The organism is Pseudomonas sp. FYR_5 (genome assembly GCF_043106315.1).
GTDB classification, from domain to species: domain Bacteria; phylum Pseudomonadota; class Gammaproteobacteria; order Pseudomonadales; family Pseudomonadaceae; genus Aquipseudomonas; species Aquipseudomonas putida_Y.
Genome location: NZ_JBICMK010000069.1, coordinates 18,886 through 35,751, shown reverse-complemented (window position 1 = coordinate 35,751; position 16,866 = coordinate 18,886). Strand labels below are relative to the sequence as shown.

Genomic DNA, 16,866 nt, shown 5'->3' with positions numbered 1-16,866 from the left:
CGATCTCACAGGCGCTGCAGGGGTTATGGCAGACACATCTCACCGCCCAAACCACCTCAAGACATCCCCCCTACAACAGCAACAGCAACAGCAACAACCAAACCCCAAAAACAAAACGGGGAGGCCTGACGGCCTCCCCGCTTCATCTACTTCCCTTACAGGCTAGGGAATGCAAACTGCGACGCTTCATGGCTGGCCCGCTGCGGCCAACGCTGGGTAATTGCCTTGCGGCGGGTATAGAAGCGCACACCATCCGGGCCATAGGCATGCAGGTCACCAAACAGCGAACGCTTCCAGCCACCAAAGCTGTGGTAGGCCACCGGCACTGGCAGCGGTACGTTGACACCCACCATACCCACTTCGATCTCGTCGCAGAACAGACGGGCCGCTTCACCGTCACGGGTAAAGATGCAGGTACCGTTGCCATACTCGTGATCGTTGATCAGCTGCATGGCCTGCTCCAGGCTATTCACCCGGACCACGCACAGCACCGGACCAAAGATCTCTTCTTTATAGATGCGCATCTCCGGGGTCACCTTGTCGAACAGTGTGCCACCCACGAAGTAGCCATCTTCATTACCCGCCACACGGAAGCCACGTCCATCCACCACCAGCTTGGCGCCAGCAGCAACACCGTCATCGATGTAACCCACGACCTTGTCACGCGCTGCCGCAGTCACCAGCGGGCCCATGTCCAAGCCACACGAGGTGCCGGCACCAATCTTCAGCGCCTTGATCTGTGGCTCCAGCTTGGCAATCAGGGCATCGGCCACTTGGTCGCCCACGCACACGGCTACCGAAATGGCCATGCAACGCTCGCCACACGAACCGTAAGCCGCGCCCATCAGGGCACTGACTGCGTTGTCCAGGTCGGCATCCGGCATCAGCACCGCGTGGTTCTTCGCGCCCCCCAGGGCTTGTACACGCTTGCCACGCTTGGTGCCTTCGGCATAGATGTACTCGGCGATCGGGGTCGAACCCACGAAGCTCAGTGCTTTCACTTCCGGTGCTTCGATCAGCGCATCCACCGCTTCCTTGTCACCGTGCACCACGTTGAGGATGCCCTTCGGCAGCCCGGCTTCCAGCAGCAACTGGGCAATGTACAAGGTCGAGCTCGGGTCACGCTCGGAAGGCTTGAGGATGAATGCGTTGCCGCAGGCGATGGCCAGCGGGTACATCCACAGCGGCACCATGGCGGGGAAGTTGAACGGGGTAATACCGGCAACCACGCCCAGCGGCTGGAAATCGGACCAGGCGTCGATGTTCGGACCGACGTTGCGGCTGTACTCCCCCTTCAGCACTTCTGGGGCTGCACACGCGAACTCGACGTTCTCGATACCACGCTTCAGTTCGCCGGCGGCGTCCTCCAAGGTCTTGCCGTGCTCTTCGCTGATCATCTGCGAAATCTTGGCTTCGTTCTGCTCCAGCAGTTGCTTGAAGCGGAACATCACCTGGGCGCGCTTGGCCGGAGGGGTGTTGCGCCAGGCCGGGAAGGCGGCCTTGGCCGAGTCGATCGCTTCCTGAACAGTTGCGCGGCTGGCCAGTTCGACCTTGCGAACGGCCAGGCCAGTGGACGGGTTGAAGACATCGGCGGTGCGCTCACCCTTGGTAACCAGTTCGCCGTGAATCAGGTGCTGAACAATGCTCATGCAAAACTCCAGATAAACAAAGGAGAGCCAGGCACGCGCTGCGTGCGTGCGCCTGGCATCAAAATCGGAAAGATCAGTCGATCAGGTTCAGGGTTTCGCCTACCGCATCGAACAGGCGGTCCAGTTCCTGCGGCTTGGTATTGAAGGTTGGGCCGAACTGCAGGGTGTCGCCACCAAATCGTACATAGAAGCCCGCTTTCCACAGCTTCATGGCCGCTTCGTATGGGCGAACGATGGCATCACCGTCACGGGCGGCGATCTGGATGGCGCCGGCCAGGCCGTAGTTGCGGATATCGACGATATTCTTGGTGCCCTTCACGCCGTGCAGCAGCTTCTCGAAATGCGGCGCCAGTTCAGCAGCGGACTGCACCAAATTTTCCTTCTGCAGCAGGTCCAGCGCGGCGATACCGGCGGCACAGGCTACCGGGTGCGCCGAGTAGGTGTAGCCGTGTGGGAATTCCACCGCGTATTCCGGGGTCGGCTGGTTCATGAACGTCTGGTAGATCTCGCTGCTGGCAATCACTGCGCCCATCGGGATGGCGCCGTTGGTCACCTGCTTGGCGATGCACATCAGGTCTGGGGTAACGCCGAAGGCTTCCGAGCCGGTCATCGCACCCATGCGGCCGAAGCCAGTGATCACTTCGTCGAAGATCAGCAGAATGTTGTGCTGGGTGCAGATTTCACGCAGACGCTTCAGGTAGCCCTTCGGCGGCGGCAGCACACCGGCCGAACCGGCCAGCGGCTCGACGATGACTGCTGCGATGTTGGAGGCATCGTGCAGCTCGATCAGCTTGAGCATTTCGTCAGCCAGAGCGATACCGCCCTCTTCCGGCATGCCCTTGGAGAAAGCGTTCACCGGCAACACGGTGTGGGGCAGGTGGTCGACGTCCAGCAACTGACCAAACATCTTGCGGTTACCGTTGACGCCACCCAGGCTGGTACCCGCGATGTTCACGCCATGGTAACCACGGGCACGGCCGATGATCTTGGTCTTGGTTGCCTGGCCTTTCAGGCGCCAGTAAGCACGCACCATCTTCAGTGCGGTATCGGCGCACTCGGAACCGGAGTTGGTATAGAAGACGTGATTCAGATTGCCCGGAACCAGCTCGGCGATCTTTTCCGCCAGCTGGAACGACAGCGGGTGGCCGAACTGGAAAGCTGGCGAGTAGTCCAGCGTACTCAGTTGGCGGGTCACCGCGTCAGCGATTTCCTTGCGAGTGTGCCCTGCGCCGCAGGTCCACAGGCCGGACAGGGCGTCGAAGATCTTGCGCCCGTGGTCATCGACCAGGTAGTTGCCTTCGGCCGCCACGATCAGGCGTGGGTCGCGCTGGAAGTTGCGGTTGGCGGTGTAGGGCATCCAGTGGGCGTCCAGCTTGAGCTGGCTGGCGATACCGGCAGGGGCGGTTTCGGGCATGTTCATCGGCGGTTCCTCGGAAGACGATTAGGCAACGATGTATCTTGTTGCAGCTAAATTGGCACGGCGATAGAGTCTGAAAAAGCCTACATTTCTAACCTTCAGACAGGCCGAGACTAAACTAATGAGCCGACGCCCCGATCCACTCGCCCAAGTCAGCGATTTCGACATCCGCCTGCTGAAGATCTACCGCAGCGTTGTCGAGTGCGGTGGCTTCTCGGCTGCCGAAAACGTACTGGGCATAGGTCGCTCGGCCATCAGCCAGCAGATGAACGACCTCGAGCAACGCCTCGGCCTACGCCTGTGTCAGCGCGGCCGCGCCGGTTTCTCGCTGACGGAGGAAGGCCGCGAGGTCTACCATTCAGCCCTGCAACTGCTCAGTGCACTGGAAAGCTTCCGCACCGAGGTCAACGGCCTGCACCAGCATTTACGCGGCGAGCTGAACATCGGCCTGACCGACAACCTGGTGACCTTGCCGCACATGCGTATCACCCACGCCTTGGCGGAACTCAAGGATCGGGGCCCTGACGTGCGCATCCAGATCCGTATGATCGCCCCCAGCCAGGTCGAGCACGGCGTGCTCGACGGCAGCCTGCACGTTGGCGTCGTACCACAGACCAGCCCGCTATCGGGGCTTGAGTACCAACCGTTGTACAGCGAACGCTCGCTGCTGTACTGCGCAGTCGGCCACCCGTTGTTCTACGCCGACGACCAGCAGATAGACGACGAACGCCTCAATAGCCAGGAAGCCATCACCCCCACCTTCCGTCTGCCCGCCGAAATCCAGGCGCATTACCAGGCACTGAATTGCACAGCCAGTGCTTCTGACCGCGAGGGCATGGCGTTTCTCATCCTCACCGGGCGCTATATCGGCTACCTGCCCGACCACTACGCCACGTTCTGGGTCCAACAAGGCCGTTTGCGTGCGCTAAAGCCCAGGGAGCGTTTTTATGACCTGAGCCTGAGCTGGGTCACCCGCAAAGGCCGGCGCCCCAACCTGGTGCTGGAAAGCTTCCTCGAAAGCCTGGCTGCGACACGTTGATGCCAGTCTGTGCCGTAAACGCTTGTCACTTCGGCACAGGCAGGTAATCTTGTGCCACAGCCGCAGCCACTGCCCCGTACGGAATCGTCCATGACCCTAGAAGTCCCTGCGCATCGCCTCTCCGCCTCGGGCAAGCCCGCGGGCCGTATCCGCCAGAAGAACGAACAGGCCATTATCCAGGCCGCCGAAGATGAATTCGCCCGCCATGGTTTCAAGGGCACCAGCATGAACACCATCGCCCTCAAGGCGGGGTTGCCCAAGGCTAACCTGCACTACTACTTCACCAACAAGCTGGGCCTGTACATCGCCGTGCTCAGCAACATCATCGAGTTGTGGGACAGCACCTTCAACGCCTTAAGCGTCGATGACGACCCCGGTGAAGCCCTGAGCCAGTACATCCGCACCAAGATGGAGTTCTCCCGGCGCAACCCGCAAGCTTCGCGCATTTTCGCCATGGAAGTGATCAGCGGTGGCACCTGCCTGACCGAATACTTCAGCGCCGATTACCGCGAATGGTTCCGCGGCCGTGCTGCGGTATTCCAGGCCTGGATCGAAGCAGGCAAGATGGACCCGGTCGACCCCGTGCACCTGATCTTCCTGCTCTGGGGCAGCACCCAGCACTACGCCGACTTTGCCACCCAGATTTGCCAGGTGACTGGCCGCAGCCGCCTGACCAAACAGGACATGGAAGACGCGAGCAACAACCTTATCCACATCATTCTGAAGGGCTGCGGCATCAAGCCGGCTGCCTGACCGTCCTTTATGCCTTCTACCCTGCTCGACCTCTGCGAATACCGCGAGGAAATCCGCAAAAGCCGCTTCATCACCCTCGCCGGGCCGATCAGCAGTGCCGCCGACGCGATGAATTTCATCGAACGTCACAGCGACTTGGCCGCAACCCACAACTGCTGGGCCTGGAAACTCGGCGCGCAATACCGCAGCAGCGACGATGGCGAACCCGGTGGCACCGCTGGGCGGCCGATCCTGGCGGCCATCGAAGCGCAGGACTGCGACCAGGTGGTGGTGCTGGTGATCCGCTGGTACGGCGGCATCCAATTGGGCACCGGCGGCCTGGCCAGGGCCTATGGCGGCGGCGCCAACAAGTGCCTGCAACAGGCGCCCAAGCGCCTGCTGGTGCAACGCAGCAATTTCAGTTGCAGCTGCAGTTTCAGCGAGCTGGCGTTGGTGAAGCTGCGCCTGGCCGAGGTTGACGGCCTGGTCCTGGATGAACAGTTCACCGCCAATGGTGTTGACCTGCTGATTGCCCTCGGTGACGCCCACCTGGCGCCATTGCAACAGCAACTGGCGGATTTGAGCCGCGGACGTATTTTGCTCGAAGCACGCTGAACATTGCCCACAGCAACTGTGGGCCTGCCTGTGGATAAGCTTGGGGCAAGCTCTTGCAGGCTAGTGATTTCAAGGCCCTCAGAGCCTTGATCATATTTTGATCACTATTTGATGACAGTCGTAAACTGCTGAATGTGCGCGACTTATCCCCAGCGAACCGCCCACCCAAACCGCACCCCACTCGCTCACCTTGCACACAATAACTGTGGACCAGCTTGTGGATAACCCGTGTGCCAACCGGCGAAGCGCCCGGCCCCGCAAGGCCCAGACGAAACTGACCATTTTTTGACCAACAGCAAACCAGGCACGCATATCCGCCGTGACGTATGCTCAGTTCCTTTCTCCTACACCGATAAAGGAATGTTCCTATGGCTAATTCAAGAACTGCCCTCATCATCGGCGCCTCGCGCGGGCTTGGCCTGGGCCTGGTACAACGCCTGCACGAAGACGGCTGGAAAATCACTGCCACCGTCCGTAACCCGCAGCAGCCCGGCGCCCTGGCGAACGTGCCCGGCGTGCACATCGAGCAGCTGGAAATGAACGACACCGTCCAGCTCGATGGCCTGAAGCAACGCCTGCAAGGCCAGGTATTCGACCTGATATTCGTCAACGCCGGGGTCATGGGCCCCTTGCCGCAAGATCTGGAGGCGGTAAGCAACAGCGACATTGGCGATCTGTTCATGACCAACGCCGTGGCGCCGATACGCGTGGCTCGCCGCCTGGTGGATCAAATACGCGAAGGCAGTGGTGTGCTGGCCTTCATGAGCTCGATCCTGGGAAGCATCACCATCCCCGACGGTGGCGAAATCTGCCTGTACAAGGCCAGCAAGGCGGCACTGAACTCGATGATCAACAGCTTCTTCGTTGAGCAGCAGCGCCCGGACCTGTGCGTGCTGGCCATGCACCCGGGCTGGGTGAAAACCGACATGGGTGGCGAAAACGCCGATATCGATGTGCTCACCAGCACCCGCGGCATGATCGAACAGATCAAGGCCCAAAGCGGCAAGGGCGGCCTGCGCTTCATCAACTACAAGGGCGAACCCTTGGTCTGGTGATTCACCAGGTCGCAGCCCGGCTGGGCGCATTGCCCGGCCGGCCCCTGTAGAATGGCCGCAACTGTACCTGATTGAGATGAACCACTATGTATGACTGGTTGAACGCCCTGCCCAAGGCCGAACTGCACCTGCACCTGGAAGGCTCGCTGGAGCCCGAGTTGCTGTTCGCCCTGGCTGAGCGCAACAAGATCGCCTTGCCCTGGGCCGATGTGGAGACCTTGCGCGGTGCCTATGCCTTCAACAACCTGCAGGAGTTCCTCGACCTGTATTACCAGGGCGCCGACGTGCTGCGCACCGAGCAGGACTTCTACGACCTGACCTGGGCCTACCTGCAGCGCTGCAAGGCCCAGAACGTGATCCACACCGAACCCTTCTTCGACCCGCAGACCCATACCGACCGTGGCATTGCTTTCGAAGTGGTGCTCAACGGCATCAGCCAGGCGCTCAAGGATGGCCGCGAACAGCTGGGCATCAGCAGCGGCCTGATCCTCAGCTTCCTGCGCCACCTCAGCGAGGATGAAGCGCACCAGACCCTCGATCAGGCCTTGCCGTTCCGCGATGCGTTCATTGCCGTAGGCCTGGACAGCTCGGAGATGGGCCACCCACCCAGCAAGTTCCAGCGTGTGTTCGATCGCGCCCGTAGCGAAGGCTTCATCGCCGTTGCCCATGCTGGCGAAGAAGGCCCGCCTGAGTACATCTGGGAAGCCCTCGACCTGCTGAAGATCAAACGTATCGACCATGGCGTGCGCGCCATCGAGGACGAGCGCCTGATGCAGCGCATTATCGACGAGCAGATCCCGCTCACGGTGTGCCCGCTGTCCAACACCAAGCTCTGCGTGTTCGACCACATGAGCCAGCACAACATCCTCGACATGCTCGAGCGTGGCGTGAAAGTCACGGTCAACTCGGACGACCCGGCCTACTTCGGTGGCTACGTCACGGAGAACTTCCACGCTCTGCATACCCACTTGGGCATGACCGAAGACCAGGCGCGTCGCCTGGCGCAGAACAGCCTGGACGCACGGCTGGTTTGAGTAGCATGACGACGTTGCGCTCAACCGACCTGCAACGTCGCCACGCGGGCTATGCGATTGATCTGCTGGATACCCAGCGCCGAGATATGCAATGCCCGCGAGTCCTCCAACTCACGCATCCAGCCAGATTGCAGGAACAACCTGAACAAGGCCTGGCCCAGTACGCCCCCCAGATGCGGGCCCTGGTCATTCCATTCGGTGCAGCGGCAGATCACGCAACCTCGTTGCTGGTGTGGCGCCAGGGCATCGATGTACACCCCGACCAAGGCCAACTGCGCCCGCCCCTCGTCACTGACCCTCAAGTGCCGTCCGCTGCCTTCCAACCAGCCAGCCACCACCATGCGATGGTACAGCTCACTGGCCAACTCCCCACCCAGGTGATCGCCACAACGGCGCGCCCGGCGCATCGACAGGGGCAGCGACGATACCGGCGCTTCGGCACGCTCTCCCCTGGCGCTTTCCAGTTGTACGCTGGCCAAGGCCTCTACCGCTGCTCCGACCTGCGGGGTAGCCAGGCAGAAGTAACGTTTGCGGCCCCTGGCTTCATGCCTGAGCAAACCGGCCGACGACAGCAGCGAAAGGTGTGCGCAGGCTGACGATGAAGTCAGGCCAGTCATTATCGCGAGCTCATTGGCCAATCGTGGTGTGCCATCGATCAATGCCCACAGCATGGCACTGCGCTTGGGGTCGGCCATCAGGCTGGCGATCTGGCTGATACTGCTGGCTGCGTTCATGTCCTTGTAACTCCCTGCAATTTCACGGTGGGGATGCGATGGCCAACCCTGCCAGGGAAGCGCCTCTCGCTGGCACTGGCCTGGTTCGCCAGTATAAGCCGCAGAAAACGCCGTTCAGACGCCCACCTGCCGCAGCACCCAGGATGAAAAACCACTGGGTATGTCTACCCATGGCAAGCAGCGAAGCGGCTGCGAGATACTCCCCGGCACCACGTCAACCAAGGCACCGGTACGCCCACACAGGCGCGCTGAAACATCTTGATGAAAACAAACTTGCAGTCATTTCAGATACGGCCCACAGCAACCTTCCGCAAATAGCGCGAAACAAAGCGAAGGTTCTGTGGGTTTGCAGGCATTGCGCCCAAAGCAGGAAACACCGCCAGGAAAATGCACGCACCTACCGTCAGTCAGGACGCTGAAGCAGTGTCATGGCAGGCTCGCAGGCCAGCGCTACACTTGAGCCGCTGCCCTTTCTGGAGGTATGCCGCGATGAAAATTATCGTAAGTGCGTCGAGCCGAAACCCCGCCTGTCCTTGGCAAGTCCAGCTCGATCAGCACGTGGTCAGTTTCCGCAGCGAGGCTGAGGCACGTGCCTTCGTCGCCACGCTGGAAAACCGTCTGCAGGCACCTCATCCCCTCATGCGGGAGCCTTGGCCTGCAGACGTCGGGTCAACAGCGCGACACTGACCGCCAGCGCCCCGCACAGGCTGATCACGATTGCCATTGGCACCGCACTGCCGTCATGCAGCAGGCCGACCAGTGCGGCAGCACCCGCAGCGACGCTGAACTGCACACAGCCCATCAGTGCCGAGGCGCTACCGGCACGCGCGCCCTGTCCGCTCATGGCGCAGGCCGAAGCATTGGGAATGATGCAACCCAGGCTGGCGATACAGATGAACAGCGGCACCAGCAGCGGCCACAACTGCGCTGGGCGCAAGGCCGCCACGCCCAGCAGCACCAGGCCCGCAACCAGATACAGCCACACCGCGCGGCCCAGCAGGAACGCCGGTCCGCGTTTGGCCAGCAAGCGGGCGTTCACCTGCGCCACCAGAATAAAACCTGCGGCATTGGTACCGAACAGCCAGCCGTAGTGCTCTGCGGGTACGCCATACAGCTTGATGAACACGAAAGGCGAACCGGCGATATAGGCAAACATGCCGGCAATGGCGATACCGCCGGTCAGGGCATGGCCGAGGAAAACCCGGTCAGCCAGCAGCCGCAGGTACTGGCGCAACGCACCAGACAGCGGCTGGCGCGGTATATGCTCAGGCAGGCTTTCTGGCAGGCCCAGGCTTACCGCCAACAGGCAGCCGGCACTGAACAGGCTCAGAGCGAGGAAGATCGACTGCCAGCCGGCCAGGTTCACCAGCACCCCACCCAGCATCGGTGCCAGGATCGGCGCCAGGCCCATGACCAGCATCAGTTGCGAAAACACTTTGGCTGAAGCTACCGGGTCGCACTTGTCGCTGACGATAGCCCGCGAAAGCACCATGCCGGCACACCCACCCAATGCCTGGATAAAACGTGCCAGCACCAAGGTGTCGAGGTTGGGGGCATAGGCACAGGCCAGTGAAGCCAAGGTAAACAGGGTCACGCCGAAGATCAGCGGCTTGCGTCGACCAAAGCGATCGGCAACTGGGCCATAGGCCAATTGCCCGATAGACAGGCCCAGGAAGTAAGCGGCCAAAGTGGCCTGGATGTGTTTTTCATCGGTGGCGAACGCTTGCGCCATGGCCGGGAAGGCTGGCAGGTAGAAGTCGATCGCCAAGGGCCCGAACGCACTGAGTGCGCCCAGGATGAGCACCATTCGCAGGTTCATCAGGAATCCATAGCAGGCTAAGCAAGTGACTGATTCTACCTGCTGTGGACCCTATCGATGTGAAAACATTTGCAACACTGTTACCCCCCAGTGGGAGCAATCAGGTCTTCAGGCGAGTTCGGCCTGGTACCCCTCATCCCGAATCGCGGTGAGGATCTGCTCCTGCGCCAACTCGCTCTGCACACGCACCTGTTTGCCTGCCAGATCAACTTCCACCCTGGCTGCCGCATCCTGCTCCTGCACCGCGCGGGTCACGGCTTTCACGCAATGGCCGCAGGTCATGCCTTGTACATTGAACACTTGCATGAGGGTTACCTCCTTCAGGTTTTTCACTAGTCTCAAGCTTGCCATCAGGGCAAGGTCAAGCCTTGCCTGCAACACCCGGGGTGGAAATCCGCGTCCGCGTCGGCCAAGCTGCGCCTTTGACGATCAGGCAAGCAGGAGATTTTTCATGTTCAGGGCAGCATTGGGCGTCGTCGGGCTATTGGGCGCGCTGGCTGTGGTGCCACCGGCCTTCGCCGAGGGCAACTCGGCCTACAGCGTACTGATCATTTCCCGGGAGCGCCTGGAAGTGGCCACCAGCTGCGAAATCGGCGTGTACCTCAACGACCAGCTTTCCGGGCGCGTTTTCCAGGAGCAGTCTACCTCGTTCAACTTGCCGCCTGGCCCGGTGGATGTACGCCTGCGCCTGCTACCTGGGCAAATGCCGGGTTGCGCCGCTGGTATAGAGGACCAGCGCAGCACGCGTTTGAATCTGCAGGCGGGCCAGATCAACAAATACCGCATCGCCATGGGGCAATATGGGCTGGAGTTGAAACGAGCCGACCTGGGCTATTGACCTTGCCTGCGTGGCAAGGTTGATGCTGGAGGCCTGTCCAAGGAGGAGAGCCATGCCCGCATCCACCACATACGACCTGCCGATCTCCGGCATGACCTGCGCCAGCTGTGCTGGCCGGGTCGAGCGCGCCCTGCGCAAGGTCACCGGCGCTGAACAGGTCAGCGTAAACCTCACCACTGAGAAAGCCCGGGTTCTGGCCGCGCCTGACAGCCTGCCGGCTTTGGTCAAAGCCGTGCGGGAGGCCGGTTACGGGGTGCCCACCCGCACCCTCGAGCTGCAGATTGGCGGCATGACCTGCGCCAGTTGTGTCGGCCGTGTGGAGCGCGCCCTGGGCAAATTGCCGGGGGTCGAGCAGGTCAGCGTCAACTTGGCCAGCGAACGCGCGCACCTCGAAGTGCTTGCGGCCCTGGATGACAACCTGCTGATCGACGCTGTGCAAAAGGCAGGCTACAGCGCCAGCCTGCCACAATCGACCAAGGACGACCAAAGCACTGTCCAGCGACGCCTGCGCAACGAGCGCCTGGCAGTCGGCGCAGCCTTGCTGTTGGCCCTGCCGTTGGTATTGCCCATGCTGGTGCAACCGTTCGGCTTGCACTGGATGCTACCCGCCTGGGCGCAGTTCCTGCTGGCCACACCCGTGCAGTTCATTCTCGGTGCCCGCTTCTACATTGCGGCCTGGAAGGCCGTGCGCGCCGGTGCTGGCAACATGGACCTGCTGGTGGCCCTGGGCACCAGCGCTGGCTATGGCCTGAGCCTGTACCAATGGGCACAGGCTCCCGCCGGCATGGCCCCGCACCTGTACTTCGAAGCCTCGGCCGTGGTGATTGCCCTGGTATTGCTGGGCAAGTACCTGGAAAGCCGCGCCAAACGCCAGACCGCCAGTGCCATCCGCGCCCTCGAAGCCCTGCGCCCGGAACGCGCCGTGCGCGTGGTCGACGGCCAGGAGGAGGATGTGGCGATCGCCCAGTTGCGCTTGGGCGACCTGGTACTGGTCAAGCCCGGCGAGCGCTTCCCGGTCGACGGCGTGGTCGAAGACGGCAGCAGCCACGCCGATGAGGCCCTGATCAGCGGCGAGAGCCTGCCAGTGCCCAAGCAACCCGGCGACAGCGTCACCGGTGGCGCCATCAATGGCGAAGGCCGGCTGCTGGTGCTTACCCAGGCGCTGGGCACCGAGACCGTGCTGGCGCGCATCATCCGCCTGGTGGAAGACGCACAGGCCGCCAAAGCGCCGATCCAGAAGCTGGTCGACCGTGTCAGCCAGGTATTCGTCCCCGCTGTGCTGGTACTGGCCCTGATCACCCTGATTGGCTGGTGGCTGGCTGGGACACCGCTGGAAATCGCGCTGATCAACGCCGTCTCCGTGCTGGTCATCGCCTGCCCCTGCGCCCTCGGCCTGGCCACGCCCGCGGCGATCATGGCCGGCACCGGGGTCGCCGCCCGCCACGGCATCCTGATCAAGGATGCCGAAGCCCTGGAACGTGCCCATGCGGTCAACCGCGTAGTCTTCGACAAAACCGGCACCCTCACCTCCGGCAGCCCGCAGGTGGTTCACAGCCAGGCACTGGACGGCAACAGTGCCGACCTGTACCGCCTGGCCGGCGCCCTGCAGCGCGGGAGTGAACACCCACTGGCCAAGGCGGTACTGGTGGCCTGTGCAGAGCAAGGGCTGGACGTGCCAAGCGTTGCCGACAGCCAGTCGCTGACCGGGCGCGGCATTGCCGGTCGCGTTGAAGGCCGTGAACTGGCACTGGGCAACCGTCGACTGCTTGACGAAAGCGGGCTGCAGCCCGGCGAGTTGGCCGAAAAGGCCCAGGCCTGGGAAGCCGAAGGGCGCACACTGTCGTGGCTGATAGAACGCGGCACGCAACCAAGTGTGGTAGGCCTGTTCGCCTTTGGTGACAGCCTCAAGCCGGGCGCCGCGCAGGCCATCGACACCCTGCACGCCCAACACATCAGCAGCCACCTGCTGACCGGTGACAACCGTGGCAGCGCCAGAGTGGTTGCCGAGGCCCTGGGCATCGACGATGTGCATGCCGAAGTGCTACCGGCCGACAAGGCCGCGACCGTGGCCGCGCTCAAGCAGGAGGGTGTGGTTGCCATGGTTGGCGATGGTATCAACGATGCCCCGGCGCTGGCCGCAGCCGACATCGGCATTGCCATGGGTGGCGGTACCGACGTGGCCATGCAGGCCGCGGGCATCACCCTGATGCGTGGCGACCCGCGCCTGGTGCCCGCCGCACTGGAAATCAGCCGCAAGACCTACGCGAAGATCCGCCAGAACCTGTTCTGGGCATTCATCTACAACCTGATCGGCATCCCGCTGGCCGCGCTAGGTTACCTCAACCCGGTACTGGCAGGTGCCGCCATGGCCCTGTCCAGCGTAAGCGTCGTCAGCAACGCACTGTGGCTTAAAACGTGGAAACCCACCAGCAACACCCAGGAGGCGCCATGAACATTGGCCAGGCCGCCCGCCGCAGCGGGCTCAGCACCAAGATGATCCGTTACTACGAATCCATCGGCCTGCTCAAACCGGCCACACGCAGCGACAGCGGCTACCGCCTGTACCAGGCGGAAGATTTGCACAACCTGGCCTTCATCAAACGCTCCCGCGACCTGGGCTTTTCCCTCGAGGAGGTCGGCAAGTTGCTGGCCTTGTGGCAGGACCGCCAACGTGCCAGCGCCGATGTGAAGGCGCTGGCCATGCACCATATCGATGAACTGAACCGGCGCATCGAGGAGCTGGTGAGCCTGCGCGACACCCTCGGCGAGCTGGTTTCGCACTGCCAGGGTGACGACCGCCCGGACTGCCCGATCCTCAAAGACCTGGCCAATGGCGCTGCAGGCAGCTGTTGTCACTGAGCTGCCACGAGCGTTTGGTATGCCATAAATGTCCAAACACGACCGAATAGTCACCAACCACGACTTTATCCAATAAATACGGGCCTTTTGGCTTTATAAAACCCGGATGCTGCCGATGTAGTTGCTACCTGCCTCGTGTGTCGAAAATAACAATTCCGGGAGCGTCGATGAGCATCAAACAGAAATTGATCTGGGCATTCGCGGTCATCGCCGGCTTGCCCATCGTTCTGGTGGCCACCCTGGTGGTCATCAACCTGCGCGGCGAAGCCCGCGACGGATTCCTCGACAGCAGCAGCCGGGAAATCCGCCAGGTCAGCAACGCGATGAACATCTTCTTCCAGGGGATCAACCAGAACGTCGAGTACATGGCTTCCCAGCCAATGGTCGCCGCCACGGGTAGCGAGCTGAACAAGTACATGAGCGCAACCCCGTCCTACGAACTGGGCGAGCAGGCCAGCAAAATACTCGACTTCATGACCCGCCTGGCCAACTCACATCCCGCCTACGCCTACCTGTCCTATGGGGTGAATGACGGCGGCTACACCGGCTGGCCGGCCGGCCAGAAGTTTGTCAATTATGACCCACGCACGCGCCCCTGGTACCAACTCGCCATGGCCAACCCTGGCAAGACGTTACGTACCGGCGCCTACTACTGGGCCGCCGACGATGCAGTGCTGGTCAGCACCGTGCGCACCGTGGCCAACCAGCTGGGCAACCCCGGCGGTGTGGTCAACATCGACGTGTCGCTCAAGGGCCTGACCGAGATCGTCAAGCAGATCAAACTGGGCGAAAGCGGCTACCTGATGCTGGTGGAAAGCAACGGCAACGTGATGGTCGACCCGCGCGACGCCACCCACAACTTCAAGCAGCTGGGAAGCTTTGGCGACGGTTATGCCAAGCTGGCCAAAGCCGGCAAAGGCCTGGTGGAGGTCGAACTCAATGGCGTGCACTACATGGCTAACGTCTACCCCGACCAGCAACTGGGCTGGACCTTCATCGGCCTGATCGAGCAAAGCGAAGTGATGCAGACCACCACCCGGCTCACCTGGCTGATCGGCGTCATCGCTGTGGTGTTGGCCTCGCTGTTCGCGTTGGTCGGTGCGGCCTTCGCCAAACTGATCGTGCGCCCGATCAACAGTGTCACCAATGGCCTGGAAGACATCGCCCAGGGTGAGGGAGACCTGACCCGCAACCTGGAAATCCGCGGCCGCGACGAAACCGCGCAACTGGCCAGCTGGTTCAACCAGTTCCTCGGGGCCATTCGCAGCCTGATCCAGCACATCGGCACTGCTGCCAGCAAGATCCTCAGCACGTCCAGCAGCTCGACCCGCGTCTCCAGCGACATGGCCGAGGCGGCCGGCCGCCAGCGTGAAGCCGTGGACATGGTTTCCACCGCATTCCACGAAATGGTCGCCACCGCCAATGAAGTGGCACGGTCCTGCAGCCAGGCAGCGCAGTCGGCCGACAGTGGCCAGCAGCAGGCCCGCGAAGGCCAGCAGCAGATCGATGCGGCGGTACACAGCGTTGATCGCCTGAGCCACGAAATCGAGCAATCGGCGCAGTCGATCCAGCAACTGGAGCGTGACAGCAACGCTATTCAGTCGATCCTCGGCACCATCCGTTCGATTGCCGAGCAGACCAACCTGTTGGCCCTGAACGCCGCCATCGAAGCGGCCCGTGCCGGTGAGCAGGGCCGCGGCTTTGCCGTGGTGGCGGACGAAGTGCGGGCGCTGGCCAAGCGCACTGCCGACTCCACCGCCGAAATCGACGGTCTGCTGGGCAACCTGGCCAGCCGTACCGCCGAAGTGGCCGAGCAGATGCACGCCAGCCTGGAAGTGTCGCAGCAGTCGGTGAGCCGCATTGGCCTGGCCCGCGACAGCTTCGGGCAGATCCGTGAGTCGGTGGACGTGATCCGCGACATGAACACCCAGATCGCCACGGCGGCCGAAGAGCAGCATCAGGTGGCCGAGGACATCAACCGGCACATCAGCCAGATTCACGGGGATGCGCAGTTGGTGGCCGAGCTGGCCCAGGCGGCGCGCCAGGACTCCGAGAGCCTGGCCGGGCTGTCCAATGAGCTGGATACGCTGGTGCGCAGGTTCCGCACCTGATGAGGCATGGCCTGTGCCGGCCCTTTCGCGGGTGGTAACGCGGCCTCTGTAGGCGCGGGTTTACCCGCGAAGAGGCCGGCACAAGCAACCGTAAACTAAAGCTTCAACTCCCCCGGTGTCGCCCCAAACAGCTGCTTGAACGCCGCAATGTAGGCCGAGGTGGAGTCATACCCACACCCCAGCGCCGCCTCGGTCACATTCTCCCCCGCCTCCAGCAACGCCAGCGACGACAACAACCGCATGCGCTGCCGCCAATTACGAAAGCTCAACCCGGTCTCCCGCTGAAACAACCGCATCAGCGTCTTCTCCGAACACCCCAGCTGCCGCGCCCACTGCTGCAAGGTCTGCGACTGGTCTGGTGCAGCGATCAAGCCATTGCACAGCGCCAGCAAACCAGGGTGGCGGGGCAACGGCAGCGAAAAACCGACTTCCGGCAAAGTGCGCAACTGGTCGAGCAGCACCGCCACCAGACGCGCCTCGGCGCTGTCGTCCTCTGGGTAATCCGCCGGGAACAGGCAGAACTGCTTGATCAGCTCGCGCGCCAGCGGCGTCACTTCCAGCACCCGGCATTGTTCCGGCGCCCATGGGCAGGCATCGCGGCGTACATACAGGCTGCGCATCTCGGCTTGCATCGAGGTGACCACTTCATGCTCGGCATCGGCAGGGATCCACACCCCCCACTGCGGTGGGGCAAAGTAACTGCCGTCGCGTGTGTACACGCCGAGTACGCCGCTGATGGCGTAGGAAAACTGTACCCAGTCGTGCCGGTGGCGAGTGGTCCACGAACCGGCGCCAAGGCTTTCGGCACGGGCGTAGAGGGGTCTGGGCAGGTGTTCCAGCGCGGGGATAGCGCGGGGGTGTCCGATGATCGGCATGGTATTTTCTTTTAGTTCTGACCAGACAAGCCTAACAGCTGGATCATGATCGAGGCACTCGCCGCCTCTGCCGTTACCCTGGAGGTACT

General features: G+C 62.3%; 16 protein-coding genes and 1 pseudogene. 11 read left to right on the top strand and 6 right to left on the bottom strand.

Annotation, left to right across the window (positions count from 1 at the left end; translation table 11 throughout):
- Positions 1-155 precede the first annotated feature (155 nt).
- Both ACF8RA_RS11270 and ACF8RA_RS11265 read right to left on the bottom strand, forming a co-directional pair.
- Complete coding sequence (locus tag ACF8RA_RS11270) at positions 156-1,649, bottom strand: CoA-acylating methylmalonate-semialdehyde dehydrogenase (RefSeq protein ID WP_176684413.1); 1,494 nt, start codon at positions 1,647-1,649, stop codon at positions 156-158.
- A gap of 73 nt (positions 1,650-1,722) precedes the next feature.
- Positions 1,723-3,069 (bottom strand): aspartate aminotransferase family protein, encoded by a 1,347-nt coding sequence (locus ACF8RA_RS11265; protein WP_176684412.1) that lies wholly within the window; start codon positions 3,067-3,069, stop codon positions 1,723-1,725.
- Positions 3,070-3,187: 118 nt separating this feature from the next.
- On the opposite strand from ACF8RA_RS11265, the gene ACF8RA_RS11260 reads away from it, so the two are divergent.
- The 5 genes from ACF8RA_RS11260 (at position 3,188) to ACF8RA_RS11240 (ending at position 7,541) form a co-directional block, all read left to right on the top strand.
- Positions 3,188-4,105 (top strand): LysR family transcriptional regulator, encoded by a 918-nt coding sequence (locus ACF8RA_RS11260; RefSeq protein WP_176684411.1) that lies wholly within the window; start codon positions 3,188-3,190, stop codon positions 4,103-4,105.
- A gap of 90 nt (positions 4,106-4,195) precedes the next feature.
- A complete protein-coding gene (locus tag ACF8RA_RS11255) occupies positions 4,196-4,858 on the top strand; it encodes a TetR/AcrR family transcriptional regulator (RefSeq protein WP_003255279.1) in 663 nt (220 codons plus the stop codon).
- Between the two features lie 9 nt (positions 4,859-4,867).
- Entirely contained in the window at positions 4,868-5,452 is a 585-nt protein-coding gene (locus ACF8RA_RS11250; RefSeq protein ID WP_176684410.1) for a YigZ family protein, read from the top strand.
- 368 nt (positions 5,453-5,820) lie between these two features.
- Positions 5,821-6,507, top strand: a complete 687-nt coding sequence (locus tag ACF8RA_RS11245) for an SDR family oxidoreductase (protein WP_176684409.1) — start codon at positions 5,821-5,823, stop codon at positions 6,505-6,507.
- An 86-nt stretch (positions 6,508-6,593) separates the two neighbouring features.
- A complete protein-coding gene (locus ACF8RA_RS11240; protein ID WP_176684408.1) occupies positions 6,594-7,541 on the top strand; it encodes an adenosine deaminase in 948 nt (315 codons plus the stop codon).
- A gap of 20 nt (positions 7,542-7,561) precedes the next feature.
- Here the strand turns inward: ACF8RA_RS11240 and ACF8RA_RS11235 are convergent, their stop codons facing one another.
- Positions 7,562-8,275, bottom strand: coding sequence for a helix-turn-helix transcriptional regulator (locus ACF8RA_RS11235; protein ID WP_019438054.1), 714 nt, complete (start codon positions 8,273-8,275; stop codon positions 7,562-7,564).
- Between the two features lie 489 nt (positions 8,276-8,764).
- Here ACF8RA_RS11235 and ACF8RA_RS11230 point away from each other — a divergent pair, with 489 nt between their 5' ends.
- Positions 8,765-8,962: a hypothetical protein gene (locus ACF8RA_RS11230; RefSeq protein WP_245354978.1), complete on the top strand. Its 198-nt coding sequence runs from the start codon at positions 8,765-8,767 to the stop codon at positions 8,960-8,962.
- On the opposite strand, the gene ACF8RA_RS11225 is transcribed toward ACF8RA_RS11230, so the two are convergent.
- Together ACF8RA_RS11225 and ACF8RA_RS11220 are read right to left on the bottom strand one after the other, a co-directional pair.
- A complete protein-coding gene (locus ACF8RA_RS11225; RefSeq protein ID WP_176684407.1) occupies positions 8,913-10,094 on the bottom strand; it encodes a multidrug effflux MFS transporter in 1,182 nt (393 codons plus the stop codon). The genes ACF8RA_RS11230 and ACF8RA_RS11225 overlap by 50 nt on opposite strands.
- Positions 10,095-10,202: 108 nt before the next feature.
- Positions 10,203-10,400, bottom strand: coding sequence for a heavy-metal-associated domain-containing protein (locus tag ACF8RA_RS11220; protein WP_014589568.1), 198 nt, complete (start codon positions 10,398-10,400; stop codon positions 10,203-10,205).
- A 145-nt stretch (positions 10,401-10,545) separates the two neighbouring features.
- Between ACF8RA_RS11220 and ACF8RA_RS11215 the strand changes: the two genes are divergently transcribed.
- The 5 genes and pseudogenes from ACF8RA_RS11215 to ACF8RA_RS11195 all read left to right on the top strand — a co-directional run bounded on the left by ACF8RA_RS11215 (position 10,546) and on the right by ACF8RA_RS11195 (position 15,902).
- Positions 10,546-10,932 (top strand): hypothetical protein, encoded by a 387-nt coding sequence (locus ACF8RA_RS11215; RefSeq protein ID WP_003255287.1) that lies wholly within the window; start codon positions 10,546-10,548, stop codon positions 10,930-10,932.
- A gap of 52 nt (positions 10,933-10,984) precedes the next feature.
- Positions 10,985-13,384 carry a heavy metal translocating P-type ATPase gene (locus ACF8RA_RS11210; protein ID WP_176684406.1) on the top strand — a complete coding sequence of 800 codons (2,400 nt, stop codon included), beginning with the start codon at positions 10,985-10,987 and terminating at the stop codon, positions 13,382-13,384.
- Positions 13,381-13,791 (top strand): Cu(I)-responsive transcriptional regulator, encoded by a 411-nt coding sequence (gene cueR / locus ACF8RA_RS11205; RefSeq protein WP_176684405.1) that lies wholly within the window; start codon positions 13,381-13,383, stop codon positions 13,789-13,791. The genes ACF8RA_RS11210 and cueR overlap by 4 nt, the downstream gene beginning before the upstream one ends.
- Positions 13,792-13,958: 167 nt before the next feature.
- Positions 13,959-15,044, top strand: a pseudogene (locus tag ACF8RA_RS11200) (cache domain-containing protein); the annotation flags it as partial.
- Between the two features lie 90 nt (positions 15,045-15,134).
- Entirely contained in the window at positions 15,135-15,902 is a 768-nt protein-coding gene (locus tag ACF8RA_RS11195; RefSeq protein WP_370688781.1) for a methyl-accepting chemotaxis protein, read from the top strand.
- Positions 15,903-15,997: 95 nt separating this feature from the next.
- On the opposite strand, the gene ACF8RA_RS11190 is transcribed toward ACF8RA_RS11195, so the two are convergent.
- A complete protein-coding gene (locus ACF8RA_RS11190) occupies positions 15,998-16,777 on the bottom strand; it encodes a helix-turn-helix transcriptional regulator (protein ID WP_176684403.1) in 780 nt (259 codons plus the stop codon).
- Positions 16,778-16,866 lie beyond the last annotated feature (89 nt).